Below are 15367 nucleotides of genomic sequence, written 5' to 3' on the forward strand. Positions count from 1 at the left end.
CCAAAGGGGCGAGGGGACTGTTCAGTGCGGTAGCGCCACCGGGCTTTTTTCAGAAGCTGTAGCTCGCCCCGACCTGGAAGGTGCGGTCGCGGCCTATCCAGCAGTTGGTCGCGTCATAGCAGGTGAGCGTCTCTTTGTTGGTGACGTTCTGCGCGCTCGCTTTCAGCGCCAGCCCCTCCAGCGATGGCGCCAGTTCGCCCATGCGGTAAGATGCCGCCAGATCGTACTGCGTCGTACCGCCCAGCTTGCCTGCATCATTGGCTGGCGAGATCTCCATCGGCCCGGTGTAGCGTGCACCAGCCCCCAGCGTTAACCCTCTCAGCGGCGTGCTGTCAAAGGTGTAATCTCCCCACAGATTAAAGGCGTTCTCAGGGACCTGCGTCGGTCGTTTGCCCTGGTACTTGTCATCTTCGGTATTGATGGCGTGGGTGTAGGCATAATTGGCAATCAGCGTCAGGTTATCCGTTGGACGACTAATAGCGGAAAGCTCCGCGCCTTTCGATTCTACTTCCCCGGTCTGGCGGTAGTTGAGGAAGCCCGGATCGCTGGTCACCACATTTTTCTGACGAATGTTAAACACCGAGGCGGTGAAGGTAGTTGCATATTCCGCCAGCAGATATTTCACCCCACCCTCCACCTGCTTACTGGTGGTGGGCTTAACGCCTTTCGCGGTCAGCGTACCCTGCGGCGATACCGGTGCGAAACCTTCCGAATAGCTGATAAACGGCGAGAGACCATTTTCGAAGGCATAAAGCGCCCCCAGTCGTTTGGTGAGGCGATCCTGCGATACCCAGGCTTTGTCACCGTTTTGCAGATAGTTGGTGGTGACGGAACGGTAGTCGTCAAAGCGCAGGCTGGCCAGCACGTTAAGCCCGCCAAACGCAATCTGATCCTGAAGGTAATAGCCATTCTGCTGATAGCCGAGACGGTTTTTCTGCGCTGTTTCAAGCCCCAGTGCATCGTTATCGATCTGCGAGTGATCCGGATTGCGCATATCGATACCCGGTGTGGACGAGGCGTAACGATAATGGAAGTGAGAGTTCAGCTTCTGGTAGTCAAAGCCCGCCAGCAGATGATGTTGCCAGTCCCCCAGCGCGACGGTTCGGGTAACCTGATTATCAATGTTGAAGCTCTGCAAATCTTCATCCGTGGTATAGGCGAAGCGGTTAAGCTGGTAGACCTCGCTGCCCGTCCCGGTGGAATAGGCGCTGCGCTGGTGGGTATCCACGTCAAAGTAGCGCGCTTTCTGGTTAAAGCCCCAGCCACTGTCAAACTCATGTTCAAAGCTGTAGCCCAGCATCCACTGGCGCTGTTTGAAACCGCTCCACTCATCCCCGGCATAGTCACGACGATCGGCGTATTTAGACCGCAGATAGCTTAGCGGCATCGGATCAGACGGCGTCAGGCTCGGCGTATTTTGCGCCAGCACGTCAATGGTCAGGCGCGTTTTGTCATCCGGCTGCCAGGTCACGGAGGGGGCCACCAGATAGTTTTCATAGCGCGTGGTGTGCGCCTGTTCGTCACTTTCCGTCGCTTTGCCCAGCAGACGATAGTTCCAGTCGCTGTTCGCGATCTGCCCCGTGGAATCCAGGTACCCCTCTTTCAGATTGCGGTTTCCGGTATTAAAGCCCAGTTCCGTTTTCGCCTCTTTCTGCGGCTTTTTACTCTGAATATTGACCAGCCCACCCGGGGAGCCGCCGCCATACAGCACGGATGACGGCCCCTTCAGGATATCGACGCTCTCAATCAGCAGCGGATCGATTCGCGCTTTGGTGTTCCCGGTGACGTTATAGGGAAGTTGCAGGCCGTTGTAGAACTCCTGATCGACGTTGAACCCGCGGATTTTGTACTCGCTCATGTAAGAGGTGCTCCCGCGCACCTCCGTGGAAACGCCCGGCGCATAGCGCAGGATCTCGTTTACCGAACTGGCGTGCCGCTGCTCAATCTCTTTAGCGGCGATGGTGTTGATCACCTGCGGCGTTTTACTTTCCGCGACGGCTGATTTCGTGGCGCTATTGGTCCAGGCAGGGAGCGCGCTGCCCTGCTCTGTACCGGTTACCACGATGGTGGGTTCTTCTGCGAAAGCCTGTGTCTGCAATGCCAGCGTAACGGCGCCTGCCAACGCGCCTAACGCAAAACGTGAGGTGCTCATAGTGTCGTCTTATTATTAGATGATATTGGGAACGACAATTATTATCATTTTTATTACCGAATCAATATCAGCGGAGAAAAACAGATCGTTTGTATTAAGTTTCATGCCAGCGTGCCGATAACCCAGAGACAGTCTGTCATCTATCGAGGAGCCATCTGGCGTGAGTAGCTACAGTGAGCAGTTCCTGAAACAAAATCCGCTGGCTGTATTAGGGGTGTTACGCGACCTGAAAAAGGGCGAGGTGCCGCTGCGCATCAACTGGTCAACCAGCCAGTTTATCAGCAAGATCCTGGACGTGACGGCAGAACACCTGATCGTGGATCTGGGTAGCCAGAGCGATGAAAACCGTGCCGCGCTACAGGCAGAAAACCTCTCGGTGATGGCCGAAACGCAGGGGGCTAAAGTTGAGTTTATACTGCCTCGCCTGACCACGATCGTGTACCAGGGTTTGCCTGCGTTTATCACCCCCCTGCCCGCTAATCTCTGGTTCGTGCAGCGCCGCGAGTATTTTCGCATCAGCGCCCCGCTTCACCCGGCCTACTTCTGTAAGGCGAAAATGCCGGACAAAAAAGAGATCCGCTTTCGTCTCTTCGACCTGTCGCTGGGCGGCATGGGAGCGTTGATGGATATGCCGAAGCCGGAAGGGCTGGTGGAAGGTATGCGTTTTAGTCAGATCGAGCTGGATATGGGCGGATGGGGACGCTTCTGGTTTGACGCCCAGCTGATTGCCATCAGCGAGCGCAAGGTGGTGGACGGCAAAAACGAAACCATTACCACGCCGCGACTGAGTTTTCGCTTTCTGAATGTCGGGCCAGGCGCCGAGCGCGAACTACAGCGCATCATTTTTTCACTGGAGCGTGAAGCGCGGGAACGCGCGAATAAAGTGCGCTGAAAGGCGTCGGGCAGCGTGCTGCCGCCCGACAAAGACGTTACATGGCGTCCATTGCTTTCTGTACTTTCCAGATATAACGTGGAGCCTGTGCTGACGGATGATTCTTCACAACGTGTTCGAAGAATTCATCTTTATCCATATCGTTAATTTCTTCTATCGCCTCTTTACGATCGGATGAGAAGGTTCGGAGCAGCGCGCCAGCTCCGTTAACGTACGACACCACCAGCGCATATTGCATCACTTCCGGATCGTCAATCCCCTTCAGAATGCCATGCTCCAGAATGCTCAGGTAAGCGGTTCCCATAGAGATATTACGTTCCGGGTTTTTCAGCTCGCTGGTGGATGGCTGTCCCTTCCAGCCCATGTAGCGATAGACCTCTCTTCCCGCCGTAGAGGCTTTTAACTGCATCAGCCCCACCGCATTCGATTTACTCACCAGCGTCGGGTTACCGCCGGACTCCACGGCGATGATCGCGGTGATCAGGCGCGGGCTCACGCCCCAGGCCTTCCCGGCTTGTTCGCTGATCGGCATCCACTGCATGGCCCGCTTTACCGGGACTTCAGGATTCCAGGGGGGATTTTTATAATCATGTTTTGAACTACAGCCAGCGAGCAACACAATCAAAAAAGCAAACCATCTCAATTTCACGTCATCTATCCTTATAGCCGGTCATCGCGGTACGTCGCCCCTTGAAGCAGGCGGCGTATAAGCGGCATGATATAGACAATTAGATTCTCATTCAGCAAGGAATTGCCATGCCTCAGTTTCATCTCATTGCACCGTCGGGCTACTGCATCAACCAGGAGGCGGCACAGCGGGGCGTTCAGCGCCTGCTGGAAATGGGCCATCAGGTAGAAAATCAGACAATTATCCCCCGCCGCATGCAGCGTTTTGCCGGTACGGAGGCGCAGAGACTGAGCGATATCAACAGCCTGGCAACGCTGGAAGGTGAAAACACCATTGTGCTGGCCGTGCGCGGCGGCTATGGCGCAAGCCGGCTGCTGGAGAGCATCGACTGGGCCGGGCTAGCCGCACGCCAGCAGCAGGATCCGCTGTTAATCTGCGGACACAGCGATTTCACGGCGATCCAGCTCGGCCTGCTGGCGTTGCATAACGTCATTACCTTTAGCGGCCCGATGCTGGCCGGCAACTTTGGTGCGCCGGAGCTGGATGCGTTTACGCAGGACCATTTCTGGCGCGCCCTGCAAAACCCGACGTTTACCGTCGAGTGGCAAGGCAACGGACCGCACTGGGAATGTGAAGGGCAGCTGTGGGGCGGAAACCTCGCGATGCTGGTATCGCTGATTGGGACACCGTGGCTGCCGCAGATCGAGGACGGCATTCTGGTGCTGGAAGATATCAACGAACACCCGTTCCGCGTCGAACGCATGCTGTTACAGCTTTATCACGCCGGGATCCTGGATCGGCAGTCGGCCATTGTGCTGGGCAGTTTCAGCGGGTCAGCCCCCAACGATTACGACGCGGGCTACACGCTGGAGACGATGGTCGATTTCATTCGTTCCCGGCTGGATATTCCGGTGATCGCCGGTCTGAATTTCGGCCATGAGCAGCAAACCGTTACCTTGCCACTGGGTGCCCGGGCGCACCTTGCACACGGTAATTCAGGCAGTCGGTTAACAATCAGCGGTCATCCGGTCTTAAAGGCATAAAAAAGCCGTTATTCCCCCCTCAATAAAACGCAGATACAGTTGTTAATATGTTAGGGTTTTAATAACAGCGTTCACATTGAGGTGGGAGTAAGACGACATTGAGTGCCACAGCGATAATCAGTCTTTTCATTCTGGGTTCCATCCTGGTAACCTTCAGCATTTTATTAAGTTCATTTTCATCGCGCCTTGGCATACCTATTCTTGTCATTTTCCTGGCTATCGGCATGCTGGCGGGGGTTGACGGAATCGGCGGTATCCCCTTCGATAATTACCCTTTCGCCTATATGGTAAGTAACCTCGCGCTGGCGGTGATCTTGCTGGACGGCGGCATGCGCACCCAGGCAAGTTCGTTTCGCGTTGCCTTAGGCCCGGCGCTGTCTCTGGCTACCGTCGGCGTGCTAATCACCTCCGGCCTGACCGGTATGATGGCAGCCTGGCTGTTTAACCTCGATATGATGGAAGGCCTGCTTATTGGCGCGATTGTCGGCTCTACCGATGCGGCGGCGGTGTTCTCGCTGCTCGGCGGCAAGGGGCTGAACGAGCGCGTTGGCTCCACGCTTGAGATTGAATCCGGCAGCAACGATCCGATGGCGGTGTTCCTGACCATCACCCTGATTGAGATGATCCAGCAGCACGAAACTGGCCTGAGCTGGATGTTCGCCTGGCACATCCTCCAGCAGTTTGGCCTCGGGATTATCATTGGTCTCGGCGGCGGTTACCTGTTACAGCAGACAATCAACCGTATTACGCTGCCTTCCGGCCTTTACCCGCTGCTGGCCCTGAGCGGCGGGATCCTGATCTTTGCCGTCACCACCGCGCTGGACGGCAGCGGTATTCTGGCGGTTTACCTCTGTGGATTCCTGCTGGGCAACCGACCGATTCGTAACCGTTATGCGATACTGCAAAACTTTGACGGGCTGGCCTGGCTGGCACAGATCGCCATGTTCCTGGTGCTGGGCCTGCTGGTGACGCCTTCCGACCTGCTGCCTATCGTCGTGCCAGCGCTGCTTTTGTCGGCCTGGATGATCTTCATCGCCCGTCCGCTGTCGGTGTTTGCCGGGCTGCTGCCGTTCCGCGGGTTTAACCTGCGTGAGCGGATATTTATCAGTTGGGTGGGGCTGCGCGGCGCGGTGCCGATTATCCTGGCGGTTTTCCCGATGATGGCCGGGCTGGACAACGCTCGTCTGTTCTTCAACGTCGCCTTCTTCGTGGTGCTGGTATCGCTGCTGTTCCAGGGGACGTCGCTGGGCTGGGCGGCGAAAAAAGCCAAAGTGGTGGTACCGCCCGTTGGCTGGCCGGTCTCCCGCGTGGGGCTGGATATTCACCCAGACAACCCGTGGGAACAGTTTGTCTATCAGCTAAGCGCCGATAAGTGGTGCGTGGGTGCTTCGCTACGCGATCTGCATATGCCCGCTGAAACGCGTATTGCCGCCCTGTTCCGGGATAACGCCCTGCTTCACCCGACCGGCAGCACGCGGCTGCGAGAGAACGATATCCTCTGCGTGATTGGCCGCGAGCGCGACCTGCCTGCCCTTGGCAAGCTGTTCAGCCAGTCGCCCCCGGTGGCGCTGGATCAGCGTTTCTTCGGCGATTTTATCCTCGAAGCCAGCGCCCGCTTTGCGGATGTGGCGCTGATTTATGGCCTGGAGGGAGGAATGGAGAATCGCGATAACCAGCAAACACTGGGCGAGATTATTCAGCAATTATTAGGGGCTGCACCGGTCGTCGGTGACCAGGTGGAGTTTGCCGGGATGGTCTGGACGGTGGCCGAGAAAGAGGATAACGCGGTGCGCAAAGTCGGCGTAAGGCCGATGGAGGAGGAGGCGGCGGAGTAGCTGCTTTTTTGCCGGGTGGCGCTAACGCTTACCCGGCCTACGTTCGGGCTTTTGTAGGCCGGGTAAGGCGAAGCCGCCACCCGGCACACACATGTTACACCGTCACAACAGGCACTCTTGACGCCAGCGCGCACATCAGTTCATACCCGACAGTACCCGCCGCAGCGGCCACATCATCAATTTTAACCTCATTGCCCCACAGCTCAACCGGTGAGCCGATCCCCGCCTGAGGACATGGCGTCAAATCAATAGCCAACATGTCCATTGAGACGGTGCCTACCGTGCCCGTACGCACGCCATCGACCCACACCGGCGTGCCGCTCGGGGCGATGCGCGGATAACCATCTGCATAGCCCCCCGCCACGATACCGATACGCTGTTCGCCCGCTGCCCGATAGCGGCTGCCATAGCCCACCGTATCGCCCGCTTTCAGGGTTTGCACGCCGATAATTTCGCTTCGTAACGTCATCACCGGCTTCAGGCCGCTGTTGGCGATATCCTGCCACTGACCTGAGGGTGACGCGCCGTACAGAACGATCCCCGGGCGCACCCAGTTGTAATGCGCCTCGGGATGCCAGAGCGTTGCCGCTGAGTTCGACAGCGAGCGCGGACAGTCCAGCCCTTCTGCCGCCTGCTCAATGCGGACCATAGCATCGGCAATGCCGTCCGGCTTTTCCGCATCGGCAAAATGCGCCATCAGCGTCATCTCACCGACGTTTTTCAGCGCACGAAGCTGCTGCCAGACCGTGTGCACACGTTCAGGCTGGAAGCCCAGACGATTCATACCGCTGTTCACTTTGAGATAGATATCCAGCGGGGCATGCAGCTTCGCGTCCTGAATGGCCTTGATCTGCCAGTTACTGTGAACGCTGGTCGTCAGGCGGTACTTATCCAGCAGAGGCAGATCTTGCGCATGGAAGAATCCTTCCAGCAGCAGGATCGGTCCTTTCCAGCCGCGCTCACGCAGCAGGATGGCCTCTTCCAGATTCAGCAAGGCAAAACCGTCGGTGGCGCCGAGCGCACTCCAGATACGGTCGATACCATGACCGTAGGCGTTGGCTTTCACCACCGACCAGACACGAGAACCCGGCGCAGCACGACGAACAATTTGCAGGTTATCCTTCAGCGCCTGCAAATCCAGCTGGGCCAGAATGGGACGGGACATGACGACTCCTTAATTATGCGCGCCGTGCAGGTGTTGTGGACGCGAGGGGGTAAACCCTGATTGATAGCGTGCGGCGCTTAAATCGTCAAACGGAATTGCCGGCGTCCGCCCGGAAATCAGGTCGCTAAGCAGCTGGCCCGAACCGCAGGCCATGGTCCAGCCAAGCGTACCGTGGCCGGTATTTGTCCACAGATTTTTGTATGGCGTACGGCCCACAATCGGCGTGCCGTCCGGGGTCATTGGACGCAGGCCGGTCCAGAACGTCGCCTGCTCAATGAAACCGCCGCGCGGGAAGAGATCGCCGACGACCATCTCCAGCGTTTCACGACGTGGTTTGAGCAGTTCGGTATTGAAGCCCACGATTTCCGCCATGCCGCCGACGCGGATCCGGTTATCGAAACGGGTGATGGCGATTTTGTAGGTTTCATCAAGAATGGTTGATACTGGCGCGCCGCTGTCCTCTTTCACGGGAATGGTCAGGGAGTAGCCTTTCAGCGGATAGACCGGGATATCCAGGATCCCTTTCAGCATCGCGGTAGAATAGGATCCGAACGCCATCACGTAAGCATCGGCTTTGATCACCTCTTCTCCACACTTCACGCCGTAAATCTTCTCCCCTTCCGACAGCAGCTTGTCGACAGAGGTGTTGAAGCGGAATTTCACCCCGGCCTGCTCACACATGCGCGCCAGACGCTGGGTGAAAAGCTGGCAGTCGCCAGTTTCATCGTTCGGTAAACGCAGGCCGCCCGTCAGCTTGTGCGCGACCTCGGCAAGTGCTGGCTCCACCTGGGCAAGTTGGCTGGCTTCCAGCAGCTGATACGGTACGCCCGCATCTTCAAGCACGGCGATATCGCGGGTCGCGTTTTCGTACTGTTGCGCGGTACGGAACAGCTGAAGTGTGCCGCCCTGGCGCCCTTCATATTCGATCCCCGTTGAGGAACGCAGCGCTTTCAGGCAATCGCGGCTGTATTCTGCGAGGCGCACCATGCGCCCTTTGTTTTCCATGTAGTGGCGGGTATCGCAGTTGCGCAGCATCTGCCACATCCACTTAAGCTGGAACTGTGTGCCGTCAAGGCTTATCGCCAGCGGCGCATGTCGCTGAAACATCCATTTGATCGCCTTCAGCGGAACGCCCGGGGCCGCCCACGGCGCAGCGTAGCCCGGGGAGATCTGCCCCGCATTCGCCGCACTGGTTTCCAGCGCCGGACCGGATTCGCGATCGATAACGGTAACCTCATGTCCCGCCTGACTTAAATACCAGGCGCTGGTTACGCCAACGACACCACTTCCCAGTATGACAACACGCATAGCCACTCCATTATGAGCAAAAGAACAATCATCTAATTACAGATTGATAACCTAGCTGAAAATATTATTCAACATATGACTTTTTTATGGTGACTCAACTCACATATCCCGCTGTATCAGGGGATGGCGCTTATTTGGGATCTCCTGCTGCGCGTTATTTTTAACCAGTAGAAAATTCTGCTAGCACCGCTTTTTTTGCCGTATCGAAAACGGGAAATCGCAAAGAAAAAATTTCTGCGCCCCGCGTATTTGAATGGGGTGATCTATGCTTGAAAGGAGGCTCTCCAGTCAGAGAGAGCGACCAACAACGAGGGCGCGCTAATGGCTACACTAGATTCCATGTCAAGGGACAGCACACGTCTGAGCGATGGACCCGACTGGACCTTCGAGTTGCTGGATGTCTACCTGGCGGAGATCGACCGGGTGGCCAAACTCTATCGTCTGGACACCTATCCCCATCAGATTGAAGTCATCACCTCGGAACAGATGATGGACTCTTACTCCAGCGTCGGGATGCCGATTAACTATCCGCACTGGTCGTTTGGTAAAAAATTCATTGAAACGGAGCGACTGTATAAGCACGGACAGCAGGGGCTGGCGTATGAAATCGTTATTAACTCTAACCCGTGTATTGCCTATCTGATGGAGGAGAACACCATTACCATGCAGGCGCTGGTGATGGCGCACGCTTGCTATGGACATAACTCGTTCTTCAAAAATAACTATCTGTTCCGCAGCTGGACGGACGCCAGCTCCATCGTCGATTACCTGATCTTCGCCCGCAAATACATTACCGACTGCGAAGAGCGCTACGGCGTGGACGAGGTAGAGAAGCTGCTGGACTCCTGCCACGCGCTGATGAATTACGGCGTTGATCGCTATAAGCGTCCGCAGAAGATCTCATTGCAGGAAGAGAAAGCCCGGCAGAAGAGCCGCGAGGAGTATCTGCAAAGCCAGGTGAATATGCTGTGGCGCACCCTGCCGAAACGTGAGGAGGAGAAAACCGTCGCCGAGGCGCGTCGTTACCCTTCCGAGCCGCAGGAAAACCTGCTCTACTTTATGGAGAAGAACGCCCCACTGCTGGAGCCGTGGCAGCGTGAGATCTTGCGCATCGTGCGCAAGGTGAGCCAGTATTTCTATCCTCAGAAGCAGACCCAGGTGATGAACGAAGGCTGGGCGACCTTCTGGCACTACACCATTCTTAACCACCTGTATGACGAAGGAAAAGTCACCGAGCGGTTTATGATGGAGTTTCTGCACAGCCACACCAACGTGGTATTCCAGCCAGCGTATAACAGCCCGTGGTACAGCGGCATTAACCCGTACGCACTCGGCTTTGCCATGTTCCAGGATATCAAGCGTATCTGCCAGTCGCCCACCGAAGAGGACAAATACTGGTTCCCGGATATTGCCGGTTCTGACTGGCTGGAAACGCTGCACTTCGCGATGCGTGATTTTAAGGATGAGAGCTTTATCAGCCAGTTCATGTCGCCGAAGATCATGCGTGATTTCCGCTTCTTCACCGTACTGGATGATGACCGCAACAACTACCTGGAGATCTCTGCGATCCACAACGAAGAGGGCTATCGTGAGATCCGCTCGCGCCTGTCGTCTCAATACAACCTGAGCAATCTTGAACCGAACATTCAGGTCTGGAATGTGGATCTGCGCGGTGACCGCTCTTTGACGCTGCTCTATATCCCTCACAACCGCGCACCGCTGGATAAGGGGCGTAAGGAAGTGCTGAAGCATGTGCATCGCCTGTGGGGATTTGACGTGTCGCTGGAGCAGCAGAATGAAGATGGCAGCGTGGAGCTGCTGGACCGGTGTCCGGCGCGGATGAATACGCTGTAGTGCGTTTTAGCCGGGTGGCGGCTACGCCTTACCCGGCCTAAGGGTTTTGTAGGCCCGGTAAGCGAAGCGCCACCGGGCGAAAAAAATCCTCTCAATAGAGAGGTTTTTTCTTTTACCGGCCCTGAATCGCCAGATCGCCCGGCAGGGTTTTCTGCATTCGGTGCCAGATTTCACCGGAGTCGTGGCCATAACGACGCACCGTTTCATAGACCTGATCGTGCAGCCCTTCGGTGCAGAGCTTGCTCAGTTTATGGTAGAAGCCGAGCGCCAGGCTGCGGGCTTCAGGGTTGGCAAAGTAGTGACGACCAATGCGTGTATATAATCCTTTCATTCCATTCAGGATCAGACCGTAAACCGGATTGCCGGAAGCAAACGCCAGACCGCGGAACACGTTGTAGTCGAGGGTCGCAAAGGCGTCCGCGTGGTCTTCCACCTCATTGGCGGTGGCAAGCACCTTCAGCGCATCTTCAGGATGCTGACGAAACGCGGTGCGGATGAAAATGGTAGCGATGTTGGTGCGCACCGAAAGCAGATTGTCAATCAGCTGCGGTACGCTTTCGTGATCGAGACGCGCCAGCGTTTCCAGAATATTCAGCCCGGACGTTTCCCAGAAGTTATTCACCTTAGTGGGTTTGCCATGCTGTATCGTCAACCAGCCATCGCGCGCCAGACGCTGGAGCACTTCTCGCAGCGTGGTACGGGTGACGCCAATCAGTTCAGAGAGTTCGCGTTCAGCAGGTAGAATTGATCCCGCAGGGAAACGATTATTCCAGATGCTTTCAATGATGTACTCTTCCGCGAAACCCGCCGGGCTCTGCGCCTTAATGACCATAGTGAGATTTCCATTACACAGCTTTAGCAAATTGCACTCATCATACCAGAGGCGCGCAGAGGCAGATAGCGCAGCAGAGACAGAAAAGAGGGATCGCCGTTTCATTTTTATGAAATTTACAAAATGGCTTTATCCCCCTCTCCGCCGCCGTTTTTGCGTATACTGATGTCTTGTCTTATTTGACGGGGAAAGGACGTCTGTCGTGGAAATTTCATTTGGGCGCGCGCTGTGGCGCAACTTTTTAGGTCAGTCACCTGACTGGTACAAACTCACTCTACTGGTATTCCTGGTCGTTAATCCCGTTATCTTTTTGCTGGATCCCTTCGTTGCCGGGTGGATGTTGGTCGCCGAGTTTATCTTTACCCTGGCGATGGCATTGAAGTGCTATCCGCTGCTGCCCGGCGGGCTGCTGGCGCTGGAAGCCGTGGTCATTGGAATGACCAGCGCGGAGCATGTTAAAAACGAGATTGCGTCGAATCTTGAAGTCCTGCTACTGCTGATCTTCATGGTGGCGGGGATCTACTTTATGAAGCAGCTTCTGCTGTTTATCTTCACCCGTATGCTGCTGAGCATTCCGTCGAAAACGCTGCTCTCGCTGGCGTTTTGCCTCGCCGCGGCTTTCCTCTCTGCCTTCCTGGATGCGCTGACGGTTGTGGCGGTGGTGATCAGCGTCGCCGTCGGCTTTTACGGCATTTACCACCGGGTCGCCTCGTCTCGTCCTGGCGATAACTTGCAGGACGACAGCCACGTTGAGGCGCACAACCGCGATGTGCTCGAGCAGTTCCGCGCGTTTCTGCGCAGCCTGATGATGCATGCGGGCGTGGGGACGGCGCTGGGCGGCGTGATGACAATGGTTGGAGAGCCGCAAAACCTGATTATCGCCAAAGCGGCTGAGTGGCATTTTGGCGAATTTTTCCTGCGCATGGCGCCGGTCAGCGTGCCCGTTCTGATCTGCGGCTTAGCGACCTGCGTGCTGGTCGAAAAATTCAACCTTTTTGGGTATGGCGCGAAGTTGCCCGATCAGGTCCGTCAGGAGCTGCATAAGTTTGACGAGCAGAGCCGCAAACAACGCACGCGCCAGGAGACGCTGCGCCTGATTGCACAGGGCATCATCGGCGTGTGGCTTATCGCTGCGCTGGCCTTCCACCTTGCCGAGGTGGGGCTGATTGGTCTGTCGGTAATTATTCTTGCAACCAGCCTGAGCGGCGTCACGGACGAACATGCTATCGGAAAAGCCTTTACCGAAGCGCTGCCGTTTACCGCCCTGCTGGCGGTGTTTTTCGCCGTCGTGGCGGTGATTATTGACCAACATCTGTTCGCGCCAATCATCGCGTTTGTGCTTCAGGCCACGCCAGATTCGCAGCTAACGCTGTTCTATTTGTTTAACGGTCTGTTGTCTTCTATATCCGATAACGTCTTTGTCGGGACGGTATACATCAATGAGGCCAAAGCCGCGATGGAGCAAGGGATTGTCAGCAGTGAACAGTTCGAGCTGCTGGCGGTGGCGATCAACACTGGAACCAACCTCCCCTCCGTGGCAACCCCGAACGGTCAGGCGGCCTTCCTCTTCCTGCTGACCTCGGCGCTGGCGCCACTCATACGACTTTCTTATGGAAGAATGGTCTGGATGGCGCTGCCGTACACGCTGGTGCTTACCCTTGTTGGTTTGCTGTGCATCAAAATTACTCTCGTTCCCTGTACGCAATGGTTGTTGCAAGCAGGTATACTTGCGGCGCATTAAAATTCGTTTACACTGCGCTGTCTAAGCATGTTCCAGGGAAATGATTATGTTGCGATTTTTGAACCAGTGCTCACGCGGTCGCGGAGCGTGGTTGTTGATGGCCCTGACCGCCTTTGCGCTGGAAATGGTCGCGCTGTGGTTTCAGCATGTGATGGGGCTGAAACCTTGCGTCCTGTGTATTTATGAGCGTTGTGCGCTGTTCGGCATTATGGGCGCGGGTCTGGTAGGTGCGATTGCACCTAAAACACCGTTACGCTATGCCGCAATTGCCATCTGGCTGTACAGCGCCGGGAAAGGGATTGCGCTTGCCTGGGAGCACACCCAGATGCAGCTTCACCCGTCGCCGTTTATGACCTGCGACTTTGCCGCCCGCTTCCCGAGCTGGCTGCCGCTGGATAAATGGCTGCCGCAGGTGTTTGTGGCCTCCGGTGACTGCTCTGTACGCCAGTGGGAGTTTCTGACGCTGGAGATGCCGCAGTGGCTGGTGGGCATTTTTGTCGCCTACTTCGTGGTAGCGCTGCTGGTGCTGATTGCCCAGCCGTTCAAGCCAAAGAAACGCGATCTTTTTGGAAGGTAAAAGCAAAACGGCAACGTCAGTTTTGTAGGTCGGGTAAGCGCAGCGCCACCCGACAAAATTGCGCACAATAAAAAACCCGCCTCGGCGGGTTTTTTATTATCACCGATTAGGATGATTCATAATGTGGTCTTCCCAGTCCTGCACCTCGGACTCTTTCACCGCAATGTGGCGCACGGAAATACGCTCGCCGTGCATCGCCGCCTTCGACCCCGTCAACAGCGGATGCCATGTGGGCAGATCTTTACCTTCCGCCAGCAGGCGATACGCGCAGGTATGCGGCAGCCACTCAAAGGTCGGCAGATTTTCACGAGTTAACTTGATGCAGTCCGGCTCATAGTCGAAACGGCGCTCGTAGTTGCGGCACTGGCAGGTTTTGATGTTTAACTGCTTGCAGGCTACGTTGGTGAAATAGATCTCATCCGAATCTTCATCCATCAGCTTATGCAGGCAGCACTGCCCACAGCCGTCACACAACGATTCCCACTCCGCGTCGGTCATGTCGTCGAGAGTTTTGCTTTGCCAGAAAGGAATGTCGTTCATCGGGATGTCCACACGTCAAAATAGAGCGCACCTTATAACGAGTCTGGCACGTTGATGCAAGTTTTGCCGCCCTTTTCAGGCGGCAAGGTGCTTTTACAGCACGCGGGTTTTCAGCGACAGGCCGTTAAAACTGACGTCCAGCTCGTCGCCACTGTGCAGCGGCCCCACACCTTCCGGAGTGCCGGTAAGGATCACGTCGCCGGGTTTCAGGGTGAAGAAGCGGCTCATGTAGGCAATCAGCGGAACGATCTTATGGATCATGTCAGCGGTCGTCCCCTGCTGGCGAATCTCGCCGTTGACCTTCAGGCTGAGGGGCGTATTCTGCGGGTCGTCGGTAAATTCACTCACCGGAACGAAACCGGAAATCGGGCATGAATTGTCAAAGCCCTTGGCTTTTTCCCACGGCTGCCCCGCTTTCTTCATTTTGCTCTGGACGTCGCGCAGGGTCAGGTCGAGCGCGACACCGTAACCCGCAATCGCTTTCTCTACATGCTCTTCGGTCGCCTGGCGCAGCGTCGCGCCGATCAGCACCGCCAGCTCCACTTCATGATGCACCGAGCCCAGCCCCTGCGGCAGAACCAGCGGCTGGCGAATATCGCACAGTGCGGTTTCTGGCTTAATAAACAGAACCGGCTCATCCGGCACGGCGCTGCCCATCTCCTGAATATGTTTTGCATAGTTGCTGCCCACGCAGATCACTTTGCTGACGGGATAATCCAGTAATGCACCTTGCCAGTTATGATGTTGATACATGGTCGACCCCTAATCGGTTGATGAGTTGTTCCCGGAGTGACCCGGGC

General features: G+C 56.2%; 12 protein-coding genes and 1 pseudogene. 6 read left to right on the forward strand and 7 right to left on the reverse strand.

The window, feature by feature from the left end:
- Positions 1-49: 49 nt before the first annotated feature.
- Positions 50-2152 carry a TonB-dependent siderophore receptor gene (locus tag ACQG1K_RS12720; RefSeq protein WP_367074344.1) on the reverse strand — a complete coding sequence of 701 codons (2103 nt, stop codon included), beginning with the start codon at positions 2150-2152 and terminating at the stop codon, positions 50-52.
- Positions 2153-2312: 160 nt separating this feature from the next.
- Here ACQG1K_RS12720 and ycgR point away from each other — a divergent pair, with 160 nt between their 5' ends.
- Positions 2313-3044 (forward strand): flagellar brake protein YcgR, encoded by a 732-nt coding sequence (gene ycgR / locus ACQG1K_RS12725; protein WP_022648423.1) that lies wholly within the window; start codon positions 2313-2315, stop codon positions 3042-3044.
- A 37-nt stretch (positions 3045-3081) separates the two neighbouring features.
- Here the strand turns inward: ycgR and emtA are convergent, their stop codons facing one another.
- The gene (gene emtA / locus ACQG1K_RS12730) at positions 3082-3693 is read right to left on the reverse strand and encodes a membrane-bound lytic murein transglycosylase EmtA (RefSeq protein ID WP_022648424.1); all 612 of its coding nucleotides are present in this window, start codon (positions 3691-3693) and stop codon (positions 3082-3084) included.
- 107 nt (positions 3694-3800) lie between these two features.
- On the opposite strand from emtA, the gene ldcA reads away from it, so the two are divergent.
- Positions 3801-4715 (forward strand): muramoyltetrapeptide carboxypeptidase, encoded by a 915-nt coding sequence (gene ldcA, locus ACQG1K_RS12735; protein ID WP_063150099.1) that lies wholly within the window; start codon positions 3801-3803, stop codon positions 4713-4715.
- A gap of 98 nt (positions 4716-4813) precedes the next feature.
- Positions 4814-6481: pseudogene (locus tag ACQG1K_RS12740) on the forward strand (potassium/proton antiporter); the annotation flags it as partial.
- A gap of 163 nt (positions 6482-6644) precedes the next feature.
- Here the strand turns inward: ACQG1K_RS12740 and dadX are convergent.
- Both dadX and ACQG1K_RS12750 read right to left on the reverse strand, forming a co-directional pair.
- Positions 6645-7715, reverse strand: a complete 1071-nt coding sequence (dadX, locus tag ACQG1K_RS12745; RefSeq protein WP_022648427.1) for a catabolic alanine racemase DadX — start codon at positions 7713-7715, stop codon at positions 6645-6647.
- 9 nt (positions 7716-7724) lie between these two features.
- Positions 7725-9023, reverse strand: a complete 1299-nt coding sequence (locus ACQG1K_RS12750) for a D-amino acid dehydrogenase (protein ID WP_022648428.1) — start codon at positions 9021-9023, stop codon at positions 7725-7727.
- Positions 9024-9344: 321 nt separating this feature from the next.
- Here ACQG1K_RS12750 and ACQG1K_RS12755 point away from each other — a divergent pair, with 321 nt between their 5' ends.
- The gene (locus tag ACQG1K_RS12755; protein WP_426720846.1) at positions 9345-10877 is read left to right on the forward strand and encodes a SpoVR family protein; all 1533 of its coding nucleotides are present in this window, start codon (positions 9345-9347) and stop codon (positions 10875-10877) included.
- Between the two features lie 112 nt (positions 10878-10989).
- Here ACQG1K_RS12755 and fadR read toward each other — a convergent pair whose 3' ends face one another.
- Complete coding sequence (fadR, locus tag ACQG1K_RS12760; RefSeq protein ID WP_003859951.1) at positions 10990-11709, reverse strand: fatty acid metabolism transcriptional regulator FadR; 720 nt, start codon at positions 11707-11709, stop codon at positions 10990-10992.
- Between the two features lie 202 nt (positions 11710-11911).
- Between fadR and nhaB the strand changes: the two genes are divergently transcribed.
- Together nhaB and dsbB are read left to right on the forward strand one after the other, a co-directional pair.
- Positions 11912-13450, forward strand: a complete 1539-nt coding sequence (nhaB, locus tag ACQG1K_RS12765) for a Na(+)/H(+) antiporter NhaB (RefSeq protein WP_323633601.1) — start codon at positions 11912-11914, stop codon at positions 13448-13450.
- 46 nt (positions 13451-13496) lie between these two features.
- Entirely contained in the window at positions 13497-14027 is a 531-nt protein-coding gene (gene dsbB, locus ACQG1K_RS12770) for a disulfide bond formation protein DsbB (RefSeq protein WP_032622423.1), read from the forward strand.
- 99 nt (positions 14028-14126) lie between these two features.
- On the opposite strand, the gene ACQG1K_RS12775 is transcribed toward dsbB, so the two are convergent.
- Both ACQG1K_RS12775 and ACQG1K_RS12780 read right to left on the reverse strand, forming a co-directional pair.
- Positions 14127-14567 (reverse strand): YcgN family cysteine cluster protein, encoded by a 441-nt coding sequence (locus ACQG1K_RS12775; RefSeq protein ID WP_022648432.1) that lies wholly within the window; start codon positions 14565-14567, stop codon positions 14127-14129.
- 93 nt (positions 14568-14660) lie between these two features.
- Entirely contained in the window at positions 14661-15320 is a 660-nt protein-coding gene (locus ACQG1K_RS12780; protein WP_022648433.1) for a fumarylacetoacetate hydrolase family protein, read from the reverse strand.
- Positions 15321-15367 lie beyond the last annotated feature (47 nt).

Origin of the sequence: Enterobacter cloacae complex sp. 402C9 (genome assembly GCF_050030745.1) — a bacterium.
Classification (GTDB): Bacteria; Pseudomonadota; Gammaproteobacteria; order Enterobacterales; family Enterobacteriaceae; genus Enterobacter; species Enterobacter intestinihominis.

Excerpts from the sequence above, each read along its gene's own strand:
- ACQG1K_RS12780 (WP_022648433.1), bottom strand. The coding sequence starts at position 15,320 with ATGTATCAACATCATAACTGGCAAGGTGCATTACTGGATTATCCCGTC.
- ldcA (WP_063150099.1), top strand. The coding sequence starts at position 3,801 with ATGCCTCAGTTTCATCTCATTGCACCGTCGGGCTACTGCATCAACCAG.
- ACQG1K_RS12775 (WP_022648432.1), bottom strand. The coding sequence starts at position 14,567 with ATGAACGACATTCCTTTCTGGCAAAGCAAAACTCTCGACGACATGACC.
- dadX (WP_022648427.1), bottom strand. The coding sequence starts at position 7,715 with ATGTCCCGTCCCATTCTGGCCCAGCTGGATTTGCAGGCGCTGAAGGAT.
- ACQG1K_RS12750 (WP_022648428.1), bottom strand. The coding sequence starts at position 9,023 with ATGCGTGTTGTCATACTGGGAAGTGGTGTCGTTGGCGTAACCAGCGCC.
- ACQG1K_RS12755 (WP_426720846.1), top strand. The coding sequence starts at position 9,345 with ATGGCTACACTAGATTCCATGTCAAGGGACAGCACACGTCTGAGCGAT.
- ACQG1K_RS12720 (WP_367074344.1), bottom strand. The coding sequence starts at position 2,152 with ATGAGCACCTCACGTTTTGCGTTAGGCGCGTTGGCAGGCGCCGTTACG.
- fadR (WP_003859951.1), bottom strand. The coding sequence starts at position 11,709 with ATGGTCATTAAGGCGCAGAGCCCGGCGGGTTTCGCGGAAGAGTACATC.
- dsbB (WP_032622423.1), top strand. The coding sequence starts at position 13,497 with ATGTTGCGATTTTTGAACCAGTGCTCACGCGGTCGCGGAGCGTGGTTG.